The sequence below is a fragment of the Chryseobacterium daeguense DSM 19388 genome (assembly GCF_000430825.1).
GTDB classification, from domain to species: Bacteria; Bacteroidota; Bacteroidia; order Flavobacteriales; family Weeksellaceae; genus Chryseobacterium; species Chryseobacterium daeguense.
Genome location: NZ_AUMT01000001.1, coordinates 452441 through 468192, shown reverse-complemented (window position 1 = coordinate 468192; position 15752 = coordinate 452441). Strand labels below are relative to the sequence as shown.

18 protein-coding genes and 1 pseudogene are annotated in these 15752 nt (G+C 34.7%); 9 read left to right on the top strand and 10 right to left on the bottom strand.

The features are described 5' to 3' along the window. Positions 1-11: 11 nt before the first annotated feature. The 3 genes and pseudogenes from H560_RS23210 to H560_RS0102295 form a co-directional block, all read right to left on the bottom strand. Positions 12-438, bottom strand: a pseudogene (locus H560_RS23210) (PDDEXK nuclease domain-containing protein). Beyond that, entirely contained in the window at positions 435-788 is a 354-nt protein-coding gene (locus tag H560_RS23205) for a DUF1016 N-terminal domain-containing protein (protein WP_051289102.1), read from the bottom strand. The pseudogene H560_RS23210 and the gene H560_RS23205 overlap by 4 nt, the downstream one beginning before the upstream one ends. 82 nt (positions 789-870) lie before the next feature. Further along, positions 871-1839: a glycosyl transferase gene (locus H560_RS0102295; protein WP_027378544.1), complete on the bottom strand. Its 969-nt coding sequence runs from the start codon at positions 1837-1839 to the stop codon at positions 871-873. 410 nt (positions 1840-2249) lie between these two features. On the opposite strand from H560_RS0102295, the gene H560_RS0102290 reads away from it, so the two are divergent. From H560_RS0102290 to H560_RS0102275, 4 genes are all read left to right on the top strand, one after another. Further along, positions 2250-2444 (top strand): cold-shock protein, encoded by a 195-nt coding sequence (locus H560_RS0102290; protein WP_027378543.1) that lies wholly within the window; start codon positions 2250-2252, stop codon positions 2442-2444. Between the two features lie 122 nt (positions 2445-2566). Further along, positions 2567-3025: a MaoC family dehydratase gene (locus H560_RS0102285; RefSeq protein ID WP_027378542.1), complete on the top strand. Its 459-nt coding sequence runs from the start codon at positions 2567-2569 to the stop codon at positions 3023-3025. Positions 3026-3149: 124 nt separating this feature from the next. Next, the gene (locus H560_RS0102280) at positions 3150-4247 is read left to right on the top strand and encodes a calcium:proton antiporter (RefSeq protein WP_027378541.1); all 1098 of its coding nucleotides are present in this window, start codon (positions 3150-3152) and stop codon (positions 4245-4247) included. Positions 4248-4382: 135 nt separating this feature from the next. Then, complete coding sequence (locus H560_RS0102275) at positions 4383-4934, top strand: Crp/Fnr family transcriptional regulator (protein ID WP_162143844.1); 552 nt, start codon at positions 4383-4385, stop codon at positions 4932-4934. Positions 4935-4983: 49 nt separating this feature from the next. Here H560_RS0102275 and H560_RS0102270 read toward each other — a convergent pair whose 3' ends face one another. The 5 genes from H560_RS0102270 to H560_RS23545 all read right to left on the bottom strand — a co-directional run bounded on the left by H560_RS0102270 (position 4984) and on the right by H560_RS23545 (position 10135). Continuing rightward, positions 4984-5340 (bottom strand): response regulator transcription factor, encoded by a 357-nt coding sequence (locus tag H560_RS0102270; protein WP_027378539.1) that lies wholly within the window; start codon positions 5338-5340, stop codon positions 4984-4986. 362 nt (positions 5341-5702) lie between these two features. Beyond that, positions 5703-6059, bottom strand: a complete 357-nt coding sequence (locus H560_RS0102260; protein ID WP_027378538.1) for a response regulator — start codon at positions 6057-6059, stop codon at positions 5703-5705. 607 nt (positions 6060-6666) lie between these two features. Beyond that, positions 6667-8934, bottom strand: coding sequence for a glycosyltransferase (locus H560_RS0102255; protein WP_081413912.1), 2268 nt, complete (start codon positions 8932-8934; stop codon positions 6667-6669). 40 nt (positions 8935-8974) lie between these two features. Continuing rightward, entirely contained in the window at positions 8975-10003 is a 1029-nt protein-coding gene (locus tag H560_RS0102250; RefSeq protein ID WP_027378536.1) for a glycoside hydrolase family 130 protein, read from the bottom strand. Next, entirely contained in the window at positions 10004-10135 is a 132-nt protein-coding gene (locus H560_RS23545) for a hypothetical protein (protein WP_262486255.1), read from the bottom strand. It lies immediately after the preceding gene. Between the two features lie 166 nt (positions 10136-10301). On the opposite strand from H560_RS23545, the gene H560_RS0102240 reads away from it, so the two are divergent. From H560_RS0102240 to H560_RS0102225, 4 genes are all read left to right on the top strand, one after another. Further along, positions 10302-10862, top strand: coding sequence for a helix-turn-helix domain-containing protein (locus tag H560_RS0102240; protein WP_051289100.1), 561 nt, complete (start codon positions 10302-10304; stop codon positions 10860-10862). A 104-nt stretch (positions 10863-10966) separates the two neighbouring features. Then, a complete protein-coding gene (locus H560_RS0102235) occupies positions 10967-11185 on the top strand; it encodes a CsbD family protein (RefSeq protein WP_027378534.1) in 219 nt (72 codons plus the stop codon). A gap of 128 nt (positions 11186-11313) precedes the next feature. Continuing rightward, complete coding sequence (locus H560_RS0102230; RefSeq protein WP_027378533.1) at positions 11314-11532, top strand: hypothetical protein; 219 nt, start codon at positions 11314-11316, stop codon at positions 11530-11532. Further along, positions 11529-11798 carry a hypothetical protein gene (locus tag H560_RS0102225; RefSeq protein WP_027378532.1) on the top strand — a complete coding sequence of 90 codons (270 nt, stop codon included), beginning with the start codon at positions 11529-11531 and terminating at the stop codon, positions 11796-11798. Before H560_RS0102230 ends, H560_RS0102225 begins: the two co-directional genes overlap by 4 nt. A 601-nt stretch (positions 11799-12399) precedes the next feature. Here the strand turns inward: H560_RS0102225 and H560_RS0102215 are convergent. Then, complete coding sequence (locus H560_RS0102215) at positions 12400-12996, bottom strand: master DNA invertase Mpi family serine-type recombinase (RefSeq protein WP_027378531.1); 597 nt, start codon at positions 12994-12996, stop codon at positions 12400-12402. Positions 12997-13083: 87 nt separating this feature from the next. On the opposite strand from H560_RS0102215, the gene H560_RS20970 reads away from it, so the two are divergent. Beyond that, positions 13084-13962, top strand: coding sequence for a TaqI-like C-terminal specificity domain-containing protein (locus H560_RS20970; RefSeq protein WP_051289098.1), 879 nt, complete (start codon positions 13084-13086; stop codon positions 13960-13962). Here H560_RS20970 and H560_RS22220 read toward each other — a convergent pair. Next, complete coding sequence (locus H560_RS22220; RefSeq protein ID WP_051289096.1) at positions 13946-15730, bottom strand: S41 family peptidase; 1785 nt, start codon at positions 15728-15730, stop codon at positions 13946-13948. The genes H560_RS20970 and H560_RS22220 overlap by 17 nt on opposite strands. Between the last annotated feature and the right edge of the window lie 22 nt (positions 15731-15752).

The following is a 15752-nucleotide window of genomic DNA, read 5'->3' as shown; positions in this document are numbered from 1 at the left end:
TTGATGTTTATCTAATTTGTTTTTTTAAATTCTTCTTTACTTGGAAGTATAGCTTTGTATTCTTTCGCAAAAATGGTCTTATTGTTTTCCGGAAGTGTAAATTCTATAACTGTTTTGTTCTCCTCTTTACAGAGAATGATTCCTATTGTAGGATTTCCATCCTTCGTCTTTATCTTTCTATCATAATAATTTACATACATCTGCATCTGTCCAATATCTTGGTGGGTTAGTCTTCCAATTTTTAAATCTAATAGAACAAAACATTTGATCAACCGATTATAGAAAACCATCCACAAAAAAGCTGTCACCGTCAAAAGCAAATCGCCGTTGCCTGCCTTCAAAAAGGAAACATTTACCTAATTCTAATATAAAATGCTCCAGCTTATTGATGATTTCTGTTTCCAAATCACTTTCGGAATAGCGACTATCTTCTTTCAAATCCAGAATTCCAAAACATAATGACTTTTTAGAACGTCTGTGGGCTTTTCTATAATTTGCCCTTTTTGAGCTAATTGTTTCACGCCTTCTTTATCCATGCTAAGAGCTAATCTTTCATAAATTGCAGAATTATATTGTCTGGCCAGTTCTCTGACGCTCCAATTGTTTTGAGAAGCTTCTATTTCATAAAAGTTTCTTTCATCTTCATTTTCAATTTTAAGTAATTGTACATAATGAGTCCACGATAATGTAAATGGTAAAGTACGAGACGGCGTTTCATCATTTAAATTTTCTGCTGAAAGAGGCTGTCTCAAAAGTGAGACGGCCTCTTTTCTAAATTCCCCAGTCATCGATTGGGAATTCTGTCTTGAAATGTTAAATAAAATTTTCTGAAATATGATGGAATACTAGATGGTTGCTTGTAAGTACCTACTAATTGCTGCCGGGTCCATTTCTTTTCAATTCTCTTTCGATTTCGTTGACTTCCGGCAGTGGCAAGTTATAACTGTTATTCATTGATTGCATTATCCGCTCATCATTGATATCATTTACTTTGTTAACGAAGAGACTATTACTTTCCGTCAGGAATTTCAGAAATTGGTTATAATAATTGTCTTTGCCTATCAGCGGTGGATTAAAAGTCGCTCTTTTGTCATCGTTCACAATAATATCATGGAAATCGGTATTCATTAAAACCGTCTGGAAGAACGATTCCGCTGGAAGCAGGGTGTGGAGATAATAGTCTTCAAAGTCCATCACCTTCTCATTGTTGATCAGGAAGGAACAGGTATCACGGCTAAAGATAAACCATTTGCCGCCTATATAAGGAATAACATTCCTCATAAAGTCTCTCTTGTATATCAGTGAGGATACCTTGTGACTGAGTTCCGTAAAATGATTCTGGATCCTTTGCAATGTGTCAGGTCTGTAAAACTTCTGGTCATAGTAGAAAATATAGTTTCTCCCTACATTGGCCGTCAGGAACTGCCTGATAATGTCTTGGGATCGTAAGGGAAGGTCCTCTCCGCTGAGGTTGATCAGGTAATCCCAATCCTTACTGGCATTAAGTAAAAATTCCATGGCGTTAAGCTCCGCCTGGATCATGCTGAAGCCACCTGACACGATATTTGTGCTTTCCAGGATGTAGACATTCGGATATTGGACGACATAATTCTGGATGGCTTCTGTTATTTCGGAGCTCGCCTTACGGTCAATATGGATCAGGTAGAACTGATCGCGGGTATATATTTTTTCAATCAAGGTTTTAAAAGCCTCAGGTCGTTGGTGTACCATGATGAAATAAGCGATACGAACCTGTGTTGAAGAATGCTCTTCAGTAGTTTGAGGTAAGGTCTGTGGTATGGTTGATAGGGTCTGCATGTTTACGGAATTTTTGATCATCCGCACTGTGCAAATAATTCTTATGTGCACGTAATGTACGAATAAAATAATGATAATCAACTATTTATATTTTTTAATTTTAAGCAATATTGATCTACATTTGCAAAGTATTCATAAAGAAAGGTTCCTGCCTTCGCTTAACCGGTCCAATGACACCGATCGGTCTTGCTTCTACAGTTCCCCCGTTTATAGATCCGATTTTTTAATGATATTGAGAATCACGATTCCTTTGATCCTAAAAAATGAACAATATTGCCGGCATAGATGTTTAAATATCTTACACTTAGTATCAAAAGCCACGCAAAGCATGATTAGTCGAAGTGAAAGTTTTCCTCTTATCAACATTTATAACAAAAATGAAATCTGTAAAGTGTACAGATCCCATTATATTAATTTTTAATTTTATTACAATGCAAAAAGGCACCGTAAAATTTTTCAACGAAGCGAAAGGCTTCGGTTTCATCGCACCATCAGAAGGTGGCGCAGATATCTTTGTACATACTTCAGGACTTGAGTCAAGAGGCATCCGTGAGAACGACGAGGTTGTTTTCAACGTACAGAAGGGAGATAGAGGTTTAAGCGCTATCAACGTTAAACTGGCATAATCTGATAGATATAGTAACTTATTATATTAATTGTATTACTGGCCTCCCGCATATTGCGAGAGGCTTTTTATCTTTTTACGGAAATCATACTGCTGCCATTGAACTATTAAATCAGAAAATATATGCGTATTATCAATAATTACGAAGAATATAAGTCATTGGAGGGCGTCATAGTAGGCAGTTCGCCCTGGCATACGATTGACCAAAAGCAGATCGATCTGTTTGCAGATGCCACCCTGGATCACCAGTGGACCCATGTGGATAGCGACAGGGCATCTATTGAAAGTCCTTATGGATCAACCATAGCTCACGGATATCTTACGCTTGCGCTGATTCCTTATCTGTGGAAGCAGATTGCTTCGGTGCAAAATGTAAGCCTTGAGATCAACTACGGAATTGAAGACCTGAGATTCGGTATTCCGGTGAAAGTGAATTCTGAAGTCTCTTTGCAGGCAACTGTCAGATCGGTGAATGACCTCCGGGGAATGGTCAGGGTTATAGTTGGTGCAAAACTCGTCATCAAGGATGAGTTGAGACCTGCCTATACCGGCAATGTGGTGTTTCTTTATCAATTCAGGTAGAAACTCTCAGGTCTTTGTATTAGAACTCTTTAGATAAAGGTTTTATCAGAGTATTGATCATTTATCTTATTAGTATGATAGCGAACTGTAGTACTATACACATAATTAAATTGCATTCTTCTTTATGAATCAACACAAATATTTACGGTATTGGACGATTGTTGTGCCGGTTTTATCTTGGCTCTTCTACTTTGGGAGCTTCATTTTTTCATCAGGCTATTATTCGATCCTGCTAACGGCATTGTTACTGGGAAGCGTTCTCACGGCAGTATATCACTCCGAAGTACTTGCACATCGGCTCGGTGAACCGTTTGGTACTCTTCTTCTTGCGTTTGCTATTACGGTCATTGAGGTGGGACTGATCATTTCCATCATGCTGGGAGCAGAAGGACTGGAAACCATTACCCTGGCAAGGGATACTGTTTTTGCGGCAGTAATGCTGATTCTCAACGGAATTATCGGGATCTGTATTGTTATCGGATCAATAAGATACAGGGAGCAGACCTTTACTTTGAAAGGTGTAAGCACGGCTCTGATCACTCTTACAGCAGTGGTGGTGTTCGTTCTGATTTTGCCTAATTATACAGTAAGCCATGGAGGAGGCGAATACACCTCTTTTCAGCTTTTGTTTATAGCATTGTTATGTCTGGCACTTTATCTCGGATTTACGATGGTGCAGACAATCAGGCATCGGAGCTTTTTTATATCGCCCAGTGACAAAGCGAAGGAAAGAACTGTGGAATATAAGGCTAAGATTAAAGTTTCCGGAAAGACGATGTACATCAGCAGTTTCATGTTGATCGTCAGCCTGGGGGTGGTTGTTCTGATGGCTAAGCTTCTCTCGAAGGATGTTGAATATCTGGTGGTGGCCGTTGGTGCTCCAAAATCCGCAGTTGGGGTTATAATTGCGGGAGTGGTGTTGCTCCCGGAAGCGCTTGCAGCAATCAGGGCAGCCAAAAATGACCGGATACAGACCTCGCTGAACCTGGCATTCGGTTCTGCTTTGGCGAGTATCGGACTGAGCATTCCCGCCATTGCAGTCATATCGGTAATCAGCGGGATCCGGATGACATTGGGAATCGATATCAAATCGACCGTTTTGCTGGGATTATCGTTATTCATCATCACGATTTCGCTGGCCACCGGAAAGACCAATATCATGCAGGGATTTGTGCTACTTGGAATATTTTTGATCTACCTTTTTGTTACAATCGTCCCGTAATTCTATGGTAAAAGCCAGTCGCCAAAAAAGATTCTTATGCTGCAGATCATAAAATAAAGATGGGATAATGTCTACATTCATCAACAGTAAATATATAGTATGATTGACGAGAAATGTCTGCGATCGCACGGCGCCGTGCTCAGAACATTTAACAGAGATACCTTTCTTTTTAATAAAGGAAGTGAGTTGGAGTATCATTTCCAGATTGTCAGTGGTCTGGCCAAGTTTGTCAGGGAGGACCAGGAAGGTCATCGAATCACCTGTCAGATCTTAGGTAGTGGTGATGCCAATTACCTCATATTGGCTGGATTACCGCTTCCTTTTGATATGTTGGCCATTACAGACTGCACGGTCCTGATGATGCCGAAAGATGACTTTCTGTCGATGATAATGTCTGAGGAAGGAATGCTGAGGCATATCATGAAGTATATTTCCGAGCTGATGTATATTCAAATGGAAAGAAATCGCAAAGAGTTCAATAAAAGCCCCTCGGACAGAATCACAGAGCTCTTTCAGTTTCTTAAATATGAAGAGACAGATCAGGAAATTTTTTCCTTTGAAATCAATTTGAATGTTCATGAAATCGCTGAAATATCCGGAATCAGCTTGGAAATATGCATCGACACTCTGAAAAAGATGAAGGAACATGGATCTGTTAAAATACTGAATGCTCGAATATTCTTCTGAGCAGGACGTAAAATTAATCTATTCTGACGGCTGATCGTATTATTTAAGATTAAGCAGGTCCTATGAAACTATGAACCCGGGCCAAAAGATCATCCAGATCAAAAGGTTTGGAAATAAATGCATCAGGTTGACATTTCTTCTCAATTTCGTACGTTTTTGCATGTGCACTCATCATAAGGACAGGAGCCTCAATAGGATTACTTTTTAGAATATTGCACACATCGATGCCGGACCCGTCAGGAAGCCTGACATCCAAAATAAAAAGATCTACCCTATCGGTTGAATACAATCTGTTGAAATCGCTTACAGCTGCAGCTTCTATGATATTGTAACCCTCAATACTGAAAAAGACATTCAGTAGGTCGCGGATGCTATCCTCATCTTCTAATATAAATATTGTCTTCATAATTTTGGAACCTTACGCAACGGACTATTTATATGAGCCAGATAAAAATGGCATGCTGCGGAATGGGTTATGCAAATACTATGCGACAAATATTTATTTTAAATATAATTTTAGTAACGGTGAAAATGAAAGGTATTTACGTAGCGTTTTTAACGTCTTTGTTTAAAGATAATATTATGTAAGAATTATAATGCTTACGTTAAGTCAACAGATCTGTTGTGATGGATTACTCTAATTAATATCTATTGCCATCAAAGCATGATTACTGCTCACTCTTGCTAATTTTCTAACCATGTTAATATGCCTGAAGCTTGAAATATAATCTTTCAGCAGTAAAGCTAGATCAACAAGCACCTTGAGTTTTAGGTATTTTTTTTAACGACATCCACCAGGTGATCAATGTCAAAAGGTTTTTCAATATAGTCATCAGCTTTGCATTGTTCTGCTTTTTTAGCTAATTCGGGCGAGGTAGAAGTTAGTACAGCTGATAAGTCTTCAGTGGTAGGATCTGACTTTAATTCCTCAATCACCTCTGTTCCTCTTTTATCTCCTTTGATAAATTCATCAACAATAACAACATCAGGATTGATATCGTCAATCTCATCAATGGGATCGGTGTTTAATGATGGTGTTACATCATATCCTTCATTGCTCAAGATGTGATCCATAATTTCCAATATCTGTTCATCATCCTGGATAAGCACCACTTTTTTCTCCATAAGTCACTAATTTTTACGTAAATATATGAAAAAAAATGATCTAAATCAGCGTCCTTAAATATGTCCGTCACAATATTAGAAGTGAAATGCCAGTATTAATTTATTAGGTTTATTTAACTACTTAATTAATTAAGTAGTTAATATTCACGTTGTCTTCAGATAATGTTAAAATAACTGTTCAATCTTGGAATTTATGTACTATACTTAATGATGTAACTTGGATGCGCAAAAATTTGCGATAAAATGAGCTATATTCGTTAAACCAATCTTGATTATATTGTTTTATATACGTAAAACATGAGTTGCTAACTACTTGTAAAATCAAGAAAATGAACTAAAAATCTACAAATGGAGTATTTTTAAGTAGTAACTTTGATAGTATGAATTTGGGAATCAGATTTAAAATTAATTAGAAAGAGAAAAATTGCACTACTTGTCTTAAATGGCGCCGTTTGGCTGTTTGTGACTTTGACGAGCATATCTTCAAACACTTTTATAGATGATTTGGTTCGATTAAGTCAAATTAAACAGGAATTCCAAAGATCATCTTTATCAAGTATTTTTTATAGTTGAAGTTTCTGTCAACCTAAAAAATTGATATCTCTAATTAATCAAAACAAAGTCTTGCCATCACATAACTGATGGTGGATTCTGCACCTTGGTTTAGGTTTACGTTTTTTTCTTCGAGCCCGTCGTAACAGCCACCTGTAGCAGGATTGTAAATAATTTGATCCAAATGATTTTTTCCTAAAAACCAATTGAAGGAATTCTGCATCATTTGCAAATACTTTTCATCTTTAAAAGTTTTATAAAATGAAGATAAAGCCAGAACGGTGTAGGCAACATCAATAGGTTGCTCTCCACCAATGGGTGGTGGTACATTTTCAGTATTTTCTTTTTGCAGCCAGCCTTTATTGGAAATCACTTTTATGCTGTCATCAATCATAATTTTAGATATTAAAAACTGGAAAGACTCTTCAGCAATTTGCTTGTAAAGTTCATCCTTAGTAGAAATCCACGCACACAGTAAAGCTTCCGGCAATACGCTGTTTCCGTAGGTCAGATAATTCTCAAACCAATGCCAATCGTCTTTTGCTTCATGTTGATACATTTTCACCAGACGATTTGCTAATTCTTTTAATAAAGGAAGGTTGTTTTCTGAGTTTTGATAATACAATCCTTTAATAATAAAAGCCATTGCTCTTGTAGAATGAATTTTTTCTGCCCAGACAAGATTTTTCTGAATGATTTTTTCCGCATTCTCAGACAATTCCTTTGGCAAAATTTCTTTTAATGAAATCAAATAACCTAAAGCCCAGATTGCTCTTCCATTGGAGTCATCCAGATTAGTTTCATAGTTTTGATTAGTGAATTGTTTTTGTTCATTTACATAGTTCAGGAAACTCCCGTCTTTATGCTGGCAAAATTTAATAAAGTTTAAATAAATTAAAATCAATTGCATATCTGCTTTGTTTCTACTGCTTTGAAAATGCTTGCAAATAGCGATCATCGCCCGTGAATTATCATCCAGCGTATATCCTGAATTGATATCCGGTTTGCTTATCTTTGAAAACTGAATCATCCCAAAATCGGTTGTCATATTTTGAATATGCCCAAGATTGATTTCCGGTAGAGTATAACTAAGTTCTGTTTTATTATTTCTTAGTTTCTGAAATAACAAAGCGTGTAAGATAGATGAATTTTCCCACGCTGTCGGAGCCATTTTTTCCAATGATTTCTGACGTAGCTCCTCCCGTTTGCTTTCATTTTCTAATAATTTGTTTACCGCAACAGACAACTGCTCCGGAGCTTCAAAATCAATAATAATTCCCGTGTCTTCCTTTAAAACTTCCAAAGCATGTGGAATTGGAGTAGAAACAATGGCGCATCCGCTGCTGATTGCATAGGAAAATGTACCGCTTACTGCCTGGTTTCTGTCTTTTGAAGTGAAAAGATAAACATCGGTAAGCTGGAGATACTCTAATAATTCCTGGAGTGGAAGATAATCATTGATAAAGCGGATGTTGTTTTCCAGATGAAGGGTACAGGTAAGGTCTTCCAAAAAGTCACGATATTTTTCGCCTTCATGCCTTACTAATGCAGGATGTGTTTTGCCAAGAATTAAAAAAATAACATCAGGGTTTTTAGCAATGATTTCCGGTAAGGCTTTCAGTGTCGTTTCAATATTTTTTCCGGAACCTAATAATCCGAAAGTGGAAAGAACTTTTTTATTTTTAAGATTATACTTTTTTTTCAAAGTAATTTTGTCTACGAAAGGCAAAAGGTGTGTTCCGTGAGGGATTACCGTAATTTTATCAGGATAAATGTCATAATCGTTCAAAAGAATGTCCGCTGAAATACTTGTCATTACGATAATAGATTTTGCAGAATCTGCGATTTCTTTCACTTTTTCCTTCAGCTCTTTATCAGGATTTGGCAAAACAGTGTGAAAAGTGATAATAATATCTTTTTTTAAGTTCTTGAGAAAAAGTAACAGACCATTTTGGGTTTCATTAAAAAATCCGAATTCATGCTGAAGCATTACCAACTCAACAGCATTATTTTTGTTGATTTTTGCAGCTAATTCCAAGTAGGAAACGGCGTCCGAGATATTTAATTTATACTCGTTAAATTCTTGATATTCATAATTTTCCTCTTCTGTTTCCATCGGACAAATGGTTAATTTGAAAGATTCTCCGAACTTTGCCTGAAGAGATTTTATGAGATCTTGGGTATAAGTGGCGATTCCGCATACCTTTGGAGGAAAAGTACTTACAAAGACAATCTCTTTTTTATCGTAGGTTTTGTGTTTTATGCCGTTATAAGATTGTCTAATTGCTTTGTCCTCCACGTCTGAATTAATATTTTTTTTCATTTTATTTTCATTTTCAAATTTGATAATCTGATGATTATCTTTAAACCGCAAACATCATCAGTTCTTTTAATAATTTTGAAATACTGAGTGATGCAACAGCTATCCTTTCGTCTGCAGCCCCATAATAAATATAGAGTGAGTCATTTTCTATAATGGTTCCTGTCGGGAAACATACATTGTTAACCTCACCCTTGAGTTCCCATTTTTTTTCGGGTTTGAAAAGCGGATAAGGAAGTCTGGAAATTTCTTTTTCCGGATTTTCAAGGTTCAGTAAAGCTGCACAGGCGTTGTAAACATAACCGTTAATGGTGTCATAAACACCGTGATAAATCATCAACCAGCCGTATTCTGTTTCTATTGGCGGACATCCACCTCCGATATAACTTGATTCGTGATCGTATTTTGGAGATAAAAGAACATGGTCTTTAAAATGTGAAAAGTAATCCTGCCAGAAATCAGAATTCAAGTCTTCAATATTTTTTATGCTGACAATCTGAATTTCAGGCCTTATTCTGTGAAGGAAATAAAATTTATCGTTTATTTTTCTTGGGAAGAAAATCAGATTTTTATCCCACAAAAAAAAAGGATCGCTGTCAGGATGATTGGTTTGAAATTCGTTGTATCTTCTATATTTATCCGGGATTAAATCCTCTGATTCTGATAAAAGCTTAAACTCTTCATAAGAAATTTTTGGAACAATAATTTCCTTATTTTTCCAGGATTTGAGATCTTTTGAAGTCGTTAATGTTCCTAAAGCATTGATGCCATCATAACTGGTGTAAGTAAGATAAAACAAATCATCTATTTTTACAATTCGAGGATCTTCTACACCGTGTTTTTCGTAATCAGATTCAGGAACAATAATGGGTGAATCTGACCGTTTCTCTACCGTAAGCGGATCTGATAATAGGCAATGCCCGACAGTTGAAAAATTACCTTTAGCAACAGCGCGGTAAAATAAATGTATTTTGCCGTTTTCCTTAATAATAGCAGGATTCAAAACTCCTTCGTTTTCAAAACTTAAATTGGTTTTTCTGAGTATAATTCCTTCTTTTTTTATTTCTACCATTTAGGTTGTTGCGTTGCGACTTTCATTTTCTTTGTCTTTCCTTTTATTTTGTTTGGCTTCCCGCTTCTCTTTTAATGATTTTGCCGCAGGTGTTTTATCTGTTTTCTTCTTTGTATCCTTTTCTTTTGACATTTTAAAATATTTTTATTATATGTAAAGGTCATCTATTAAAAAAAGAAAGGTTTGTAATAGTCTTTTAATTTGTTACATAAATCACAGTAATTAAAATTTAAAGGACTAACTTTGAAAGGATGGCTGTCAACATATAGATTGACAAACACGAAATACGGTAAGGATTATGAAGTTATATATAAAATATATGGTAAGCCTGCGCTGCAAGATGGTGGTTCATCAGGAGCTTGAAAAACTGAATATCAGAAATGCCGTAGTAGATTTAGGACTTGTAGAAATATTGGATGATATTACAGATGAACAGCGACAGTTTTTAAAAGAAAATCTCCTCAAAACCGGACTTGAATTACTTGATGATAAAAAAAGCATTCTGATCGAAAAAATAAAAAGTGCGGTTACAGAAATGATCCATTATTCCGAATCTCTTCCTAAAGAAAATTTCTCAGATTATATCAGTGAAAAGCTTGGTTACGATTACACTTACCTTGCCAATACATTTTCTGAAGTGAAAGGAATGACTTTACAGCATTTTATCATCATCAATAAAGTGGAAAGGGTAAAAGAGCTCCTTTTGTATGATGAACTCAATCTTACTGAAATCTCTTATAAACTCAATTACAGCAGTGTTGCGCATCTTTCCAACCAGTTTAAAAAAATAACTGGACTTTCTCCTTCTTTCTACAAACAGCTGAAGCAAAAACGGTTGAAAAATTTGGAAGACTTATAAAAAAGTGTGATATATGTAAATTTATTATTGAAATGTGTAGCGGGATAAGATTAAAATAGATCACCTTTGAATTGTAATAATTCTGTTACACAAAAATTCGAATTATGAATACAAATCACAATAAAGCTCATGAGGCTTTTAAAATTACAGGAGATTGGAAAGAACAATCAAAACAGTTAAAAGAAAAGTTTTCACAACTTAAAGATTCAGATTTGGTGCTTGAAAAAGGAAAAGAAAATGAATTGTTAGGAAGATTACAAAATAAACTAAGCAAAAGCCGTGAAGAGGTTATTAAGATTCTTAATAACACTCAACTTTCATAATGAGTTTATAACTCCGGTAAACAGCTCAATATGTTTAAAGGGGTTTTAATACAAAAGGGGACGGGTACTTTTTTAGTCCCCGTCCTTTTTTATTCTAATATTATTATGTTTCTTTTAAATAGAAAGATATGAAATCAACTGATAATTTGCAGAATCTTACCGGACAGATCTTCAATGTAACGGCTAAAATCCAGTCTTTATATCCCGAATTGTATTTTCTACTAAATGAGACTCCGTTATTTATGTCACCGAACGAGAAAAATATTACAATGAAAGACTTTAAGCAATATCTTTCATCTATTAGAATGCAGCTCATTACTTTCGAAAAAGTAAAAAATAAAAAATGAAAACAATTATATTATATAAATTTAAAAACTCTATCACGCAGAAAATGCCTCTTCTGAAAGAAAAAAGTCTGCTTAGTTCACTTAATGATCTGATGGCAATTGATCTTCTGGATACAGAAATATTAACGGAATATACAATTGATGTTCCTGACGATTTTAATTTTGAATACCATAGCAATGAAGAATTGTTGGAATTATGCAAGGCTTCTAAAAGTTTTATTGATTATCATTTTGTAACAACTTTGAACGACTATGATGTTATCTGACTTTAGCAACCAAAGTTCAATTCCCATATTCAGGCTTGGATAGCCTATTTGCTAGATTATTCACTAATGGGGTATTAATATTCTTTAATCATACATTTTTGCTTATAGGAGCTGTTTTAGCGCCGATTTGTCATTCGGAAACCATTGCTTGTCGGGTAAGTGAAGTGATTGGATTTTGTGCCCATTTCTAATCGATTTATGGATAAGATTTTCGCTGTGGCATCTCTGTGAATAGCCTTAAATAGGACATTGGCAAAAAAGTAGTAAAATCCTAATTTAAATTTTACGTAGTAAAGCTAAAAATTTCTGCTCAAATCTGCAAGTAAAAGACCAAAAATTTGAACAAGTTTTTTAAAGTTAAAACCAAGAATTTAGTCCTTCTCTTTGCACCTTAAATTTCTCAGTTAAAATATTTCTAAAAGAAAACGAAGAAAAAAAATCTAAAAAAAAGAAAAAAAGAAAGCCTTTTGAAAATGAGCGAGGCATTCTGTCAAGGTTTTTCTGCAAATCCGGAGGACTTGACCTTGACAGAATTTAGCAGTTGGATTGGGGAGCGAATTATTTTTGGCTTCTGTTTTTTTATTTTAATTTGTAGTTGTAATTAGTTCATTCTTTCTTTTACAAAACTAGAAACAGTTAATCTATGTACACCTAAAATCCTACCTATTGCAGAATATGAAACTTTCTTTTCAATCAATTCTTGAATCTTCTTTTCCTGACCAGTTAATTTTGTCTTAGAAGATTTACTACCCACAGGACGGCCTAAAATTACACCTTCTGCTCTTTTTCGAGCTAATGCTTCTTTAGTTCTCTGGGATATAAGGTTTCTTTCAATTTCGGCTGATAAACCAAATGCAAATGCCAACACTTTAGAATTAATATCACTTCCTAAGCGATAATTGTCTTTAATGGTCCAAACTTGAATGTCACGATTCATACATTCATTAAGTACACCCATAATCATCAGAAGATTTCTTCCAAGCCTGGATAATTCTGAGCAAATTAAAACATCTCCTTTTTTCATTTTTTTTAAAAGTTTTCCTAATTTTCTCTCATCAACATTCTTTGCTCCTGAAATAGTTTCTTCAATCCATTTGTTCACAACAATTTGTTGCTTGTCACAAAAATGATTGATTTCAAATCTCTGATTTTCTACTGTTTGTTTGTCTGTGCTTACTCTGATGTATCCGTAAATCATTTCTTTTGTTTAAAATTTTATACAATAATGGTATAAAATATATTATAACTGTCTAAAATAAACATAGACTATTAAAATAACATCTATATGAGCGATTATTTTAGACAGAATTTAGTAAAAGTAAATTTTTCCAGTAGTGACTCTTGGGTGATATTAAGTGATATCGAACAACGCATAAAAGCTAAAATTGAAGCTGTAGGAACACCTCTTAAAGAGTGGGATATTAACATCTACAGAGGAATTTTGACTGGGTATAATGAGGCCTTTATTATAGATAAAAAAAAGAAAGATGAGCTTATTGCAGAAGATCCAAAATCTGCCGAAATCATACGACCTATTTTACGTGGCAGAGATATAAAAAGATATGCTTATGAAGCAACTGATTTATGGCTGATTAATACTCATAATGGAATCAAAGAAAAGGGTGTAAAGGCAATAGATATAAATGATTATCCTATCGTAAAAAAACATTTAGATTTTTATTATCCTCAATTGGCCAAAAGAGCTGATAAAGGAGATACTCCATATAACCTAAGAAACTGTGCTTATATGGAGGATTTTTATAGACCGAAAATAGTCTGGATCGAATTAACTAACAATCCAAATTTTTGTTTAGATAAAAACAATTATTTATTAAATAATACTATCTTTTTTATAAGCGGTGAGAGATTAGAGTATTTAGTATCATATTTAAATTCAAATGTCTGCAAATGGTATTTTAATAAGCTTGCAGCAACATCTGGTGTTGGCACGACAAGATGGATTAAAATATATATTGAGCAGCTAAGAGTTCCGATGGGGATTGACCCAACAACAGAGGAATTGTTCACTAATTTAGCAAAAGAAATTCAAACTCAGAAGTCCAAAAATATCAACACTGATTATTTGGAAAATTTAGTAAATCAAAGGGTGTACAATTTATTTGAGTTAAGTGATGAAGAAATCAGTTTTATTGAATCTCAATAAAACCTATTGCAGTTCTCTCTTCCTCGGATAATTCATATAGGTCAAAAATCATTTTATCTAATTGTAATAGAATTTGTTTAATAGTAGAGGAATCTATGTTTGCCTGAATTTTGCTAACTATTATTTCAAATTTAGAGTTTAAATCATTATCAATTTCCAATACAGGAATTTTATCTAAAAATATTTTCCTTAATTCACGTGTCCCTCCTTGTAATTCAGGGAAGTTATCAATAAAACAATATTTGAAGAGTGACGAGTTCAAAAATGCAGTCAAATAAGAAAGATGCTTTCCTGTAATCATAAAGGATTTATCATTTTGCATAAATCCTTTATCGTCGAGATAAAAAGGTAAAAATTTTGTCATATTAGGATACATAATTTTTTGTATAGAAAAATCCTCCCAATAACTTATCGAATCTTGTGTTTCAAACCATTGATTATTAGTCTTTTTACGAGCGCCTTTATCCCAATACATTTTAATAGCGCTACATAAATCGTTGCTGCCTGTTACAAATTCTACCTGGTAGTCATTTCCAATTTGAAATAAATGGTTTGTTATGGCTATTGCTTTTTCGGGTTCACTGTTTTTTTGATTGGTATCCCTAAATATCAACTGATTGTCTGAAAGTGTAACTTCAAATTCCTGAAATCTTCCGGTAAACTTTATCAACTCTTTTGGGTTGATAATGGCAACTGAAGATTTTGATTTATTAAAATTGATCTGCCAGTTAATTTTTCTTTTTTCATTTTCATCTTTTTCGGTTAACAGTTTCTGATCCAGGATATAATTTTGAGCGCTCAGAATACCATTATGGTCTTCTGTTCTAATATCGGGAATTACTCCGACGCCTTCCCAATCGGTTTTAGTGACCACATTTTCACCACGTGAATATGGAATAAAGGCTACAAAGCCATTTCCCAGACTAAAACTTCTGGTTGCGTGAGCTCCTCCTCTTGAGGCATTGCCAATGATCACCGCCTTTTTCATACTTTGTAAGGTATAAGCAAAACTTTCGGCAGCCGAAAAGGTTCTGTTGCTGATAAGTATATAAATGGGCATACCCAATTTTAAACCAGTGGTGATTTCCTTCTTATTTTCAATATAAGAATCTGACCATTTATTTTCGATTCTATTATAAGTTTTACCAGTGTATGTTTTTGCAGGAAAAAAGTAGCTTAGGATTTCTCCTGACATTTCACTATTCCCACCGAAATTATTTCTTAAATCAATGATTAGTCCGTCAGTATGAGAAATAAACTGCATTGCTGAATGGACTGTTTTCCTCGCAGTAGGACTGGGAGCAGCAAAATTGGTAAATTCAATGTAGCCGATGTTTGAAGGCAGAATTTCTACCTTTTTGAAATAAAAATTCTTCTTCTCCTCTTTTTTTAGGTCGTCAGCTAAAACTTCCGCTGAACCTTTCTTGTTCGAAAGGAATTTGATGAGGTCTTTTTCTAAGCGAGGGTTGTATTCAATTCGCAAATGATTGTCATTGTTCACGGAACGAAGTGTCTTTTGGATCTCATTGGCAAATTGGTTCGGGTTCGTAATCGAGCTGAATATATTACTTTGATGCTGTTGCTTCAGAAAATCTGACATCACTTTTGCTTTATCAAGGAAAACATAATAGTGGATGAGCGAATTACAGATGTTGTTTACAACTTCTGTTTTCACAGAATCGTCCATATTTGGCGGTTCATTATTTTGAGCAAAAAGAAATTGCCCAAGGAAAATGAATAAATAAGTCAGAGTACTCTTTTGTATCATTATAAAATTTCTAATTCTTTGT

Bases quoted from the DNA above. Each gene is read 5' to 3' on its own strand.
- H560_RS23545 (WP_262486255.1), bottom strand. From the start codon at position 10,135: ATGTCAAAAGAAAAGGATACAAAGAAGAAAACAGATAAAACACCTGCG.
- H560_RS0102225 (WP_027378532.1), top strand. From the start codon at position 11,529: ATGAAAACAATTATATTATATAAATTTAAAAACTCTATCACGCAGAAA.
- H560_RS22220 (WP_051289096.1), bottom strand. From the start codon at position 15,730: ATGATACAAAAGAGTACTCTGACTTATTTATTCATTTTCCTTGGGCAA.
- H560_RS0102260 (WP_027378538.1), bottom strand. From the start codon at position 6,059: ATGGAGAAAAAAGTGGTGCTTATCCAGGATGATGAACAGATATTGGAA.
- H560_RS0102295 (WP_027378544.1), bottom strand. From the start codon at position 1,839: ATGATCAAAAATTCCGTAAACATGCAGACCCTATCAACCATACCACAG.
- H560_RS0102240 (WP_051289100.1), top strand. From the start codon at position 10,302: ATGAAGTTATATATAAAATATATGGTAAGCCTGCGCTGCAAGATGGTG.
- H560_RS0102255 (WP_081413912.1), bottom strand. From the start codon at position 8,934: ATGAAAAAAAATATTAATTCAGACGTGGAGGACAAAGCAATTAGACAA.
- H560_RS0102285 (WP_027378542.1), top strand. From the start codon at position 2,567: ATGCGTATTATCAATAATTACGAAGAATATAAGTCATTGGAGGGCGTC.
- H560_RS0102270 (WP_027378539.1), bottom strand. From the start codon at position 5,340: ATGAAGACAATATTTATATTAGAAGATGAGGATAGCATCCGCGACCTA.
- H560_RS0102215 (WP_027378531.1), bottom strand. From the start codon at position 12,996: ATGATTTACGGATACATCAGAGTAAGCACAGACAAACAAACAGTAGAA.
- H560_RS0102280 (WP_027378541.1), top strand. From the start codon at position 3,150: ATGAATCAACACAAATATTTACGGTATTGGACGATTGTTGTGCCGGTT.
- H560_RS0102230 (WP_027378533.1), top strand. From the start codon at position 11,314: ATGAAATCAACTGATAATTTGCAGAATCTTACCGGACAGATCTTCAAT.
- H560_RS20970 (WP_051289098.1), top strand. From the start codon at position 13,084: ATGAGCGATTATTTTAGACAGAATTTAGTAAAAGTAAATTTTTCCAGT.
- H560_RS23205 (WP_051289102.1), bottom strand. From the start codon at position 788: ATGACTGGGGAATTTAGAAAAGAGGCCGTCTCACTTTTGAGACAGCCT.
- H560_RS0102250 (WP_027378536.1), bottom strand. From the start codon at position 10,003: ATGGTAGAAATAAAAAAAGAAGGAATTATACTCAGAAAAACCAATTTA.
- H560_RS0102235 (WP_027378534.1), top strand. From the start codon at position 10,967: ATGAATACAAATCACAATAAAGCTCATGAGGCTTTTAAAATTACAGGA.
- H560_RS0102290 (WP_027378543.1), top strand. From the start codon at position 2,250: ATGCAAAAAGGCACCGTAAAATTTTTCAACGAAGCGAAAGGCTTCGGT.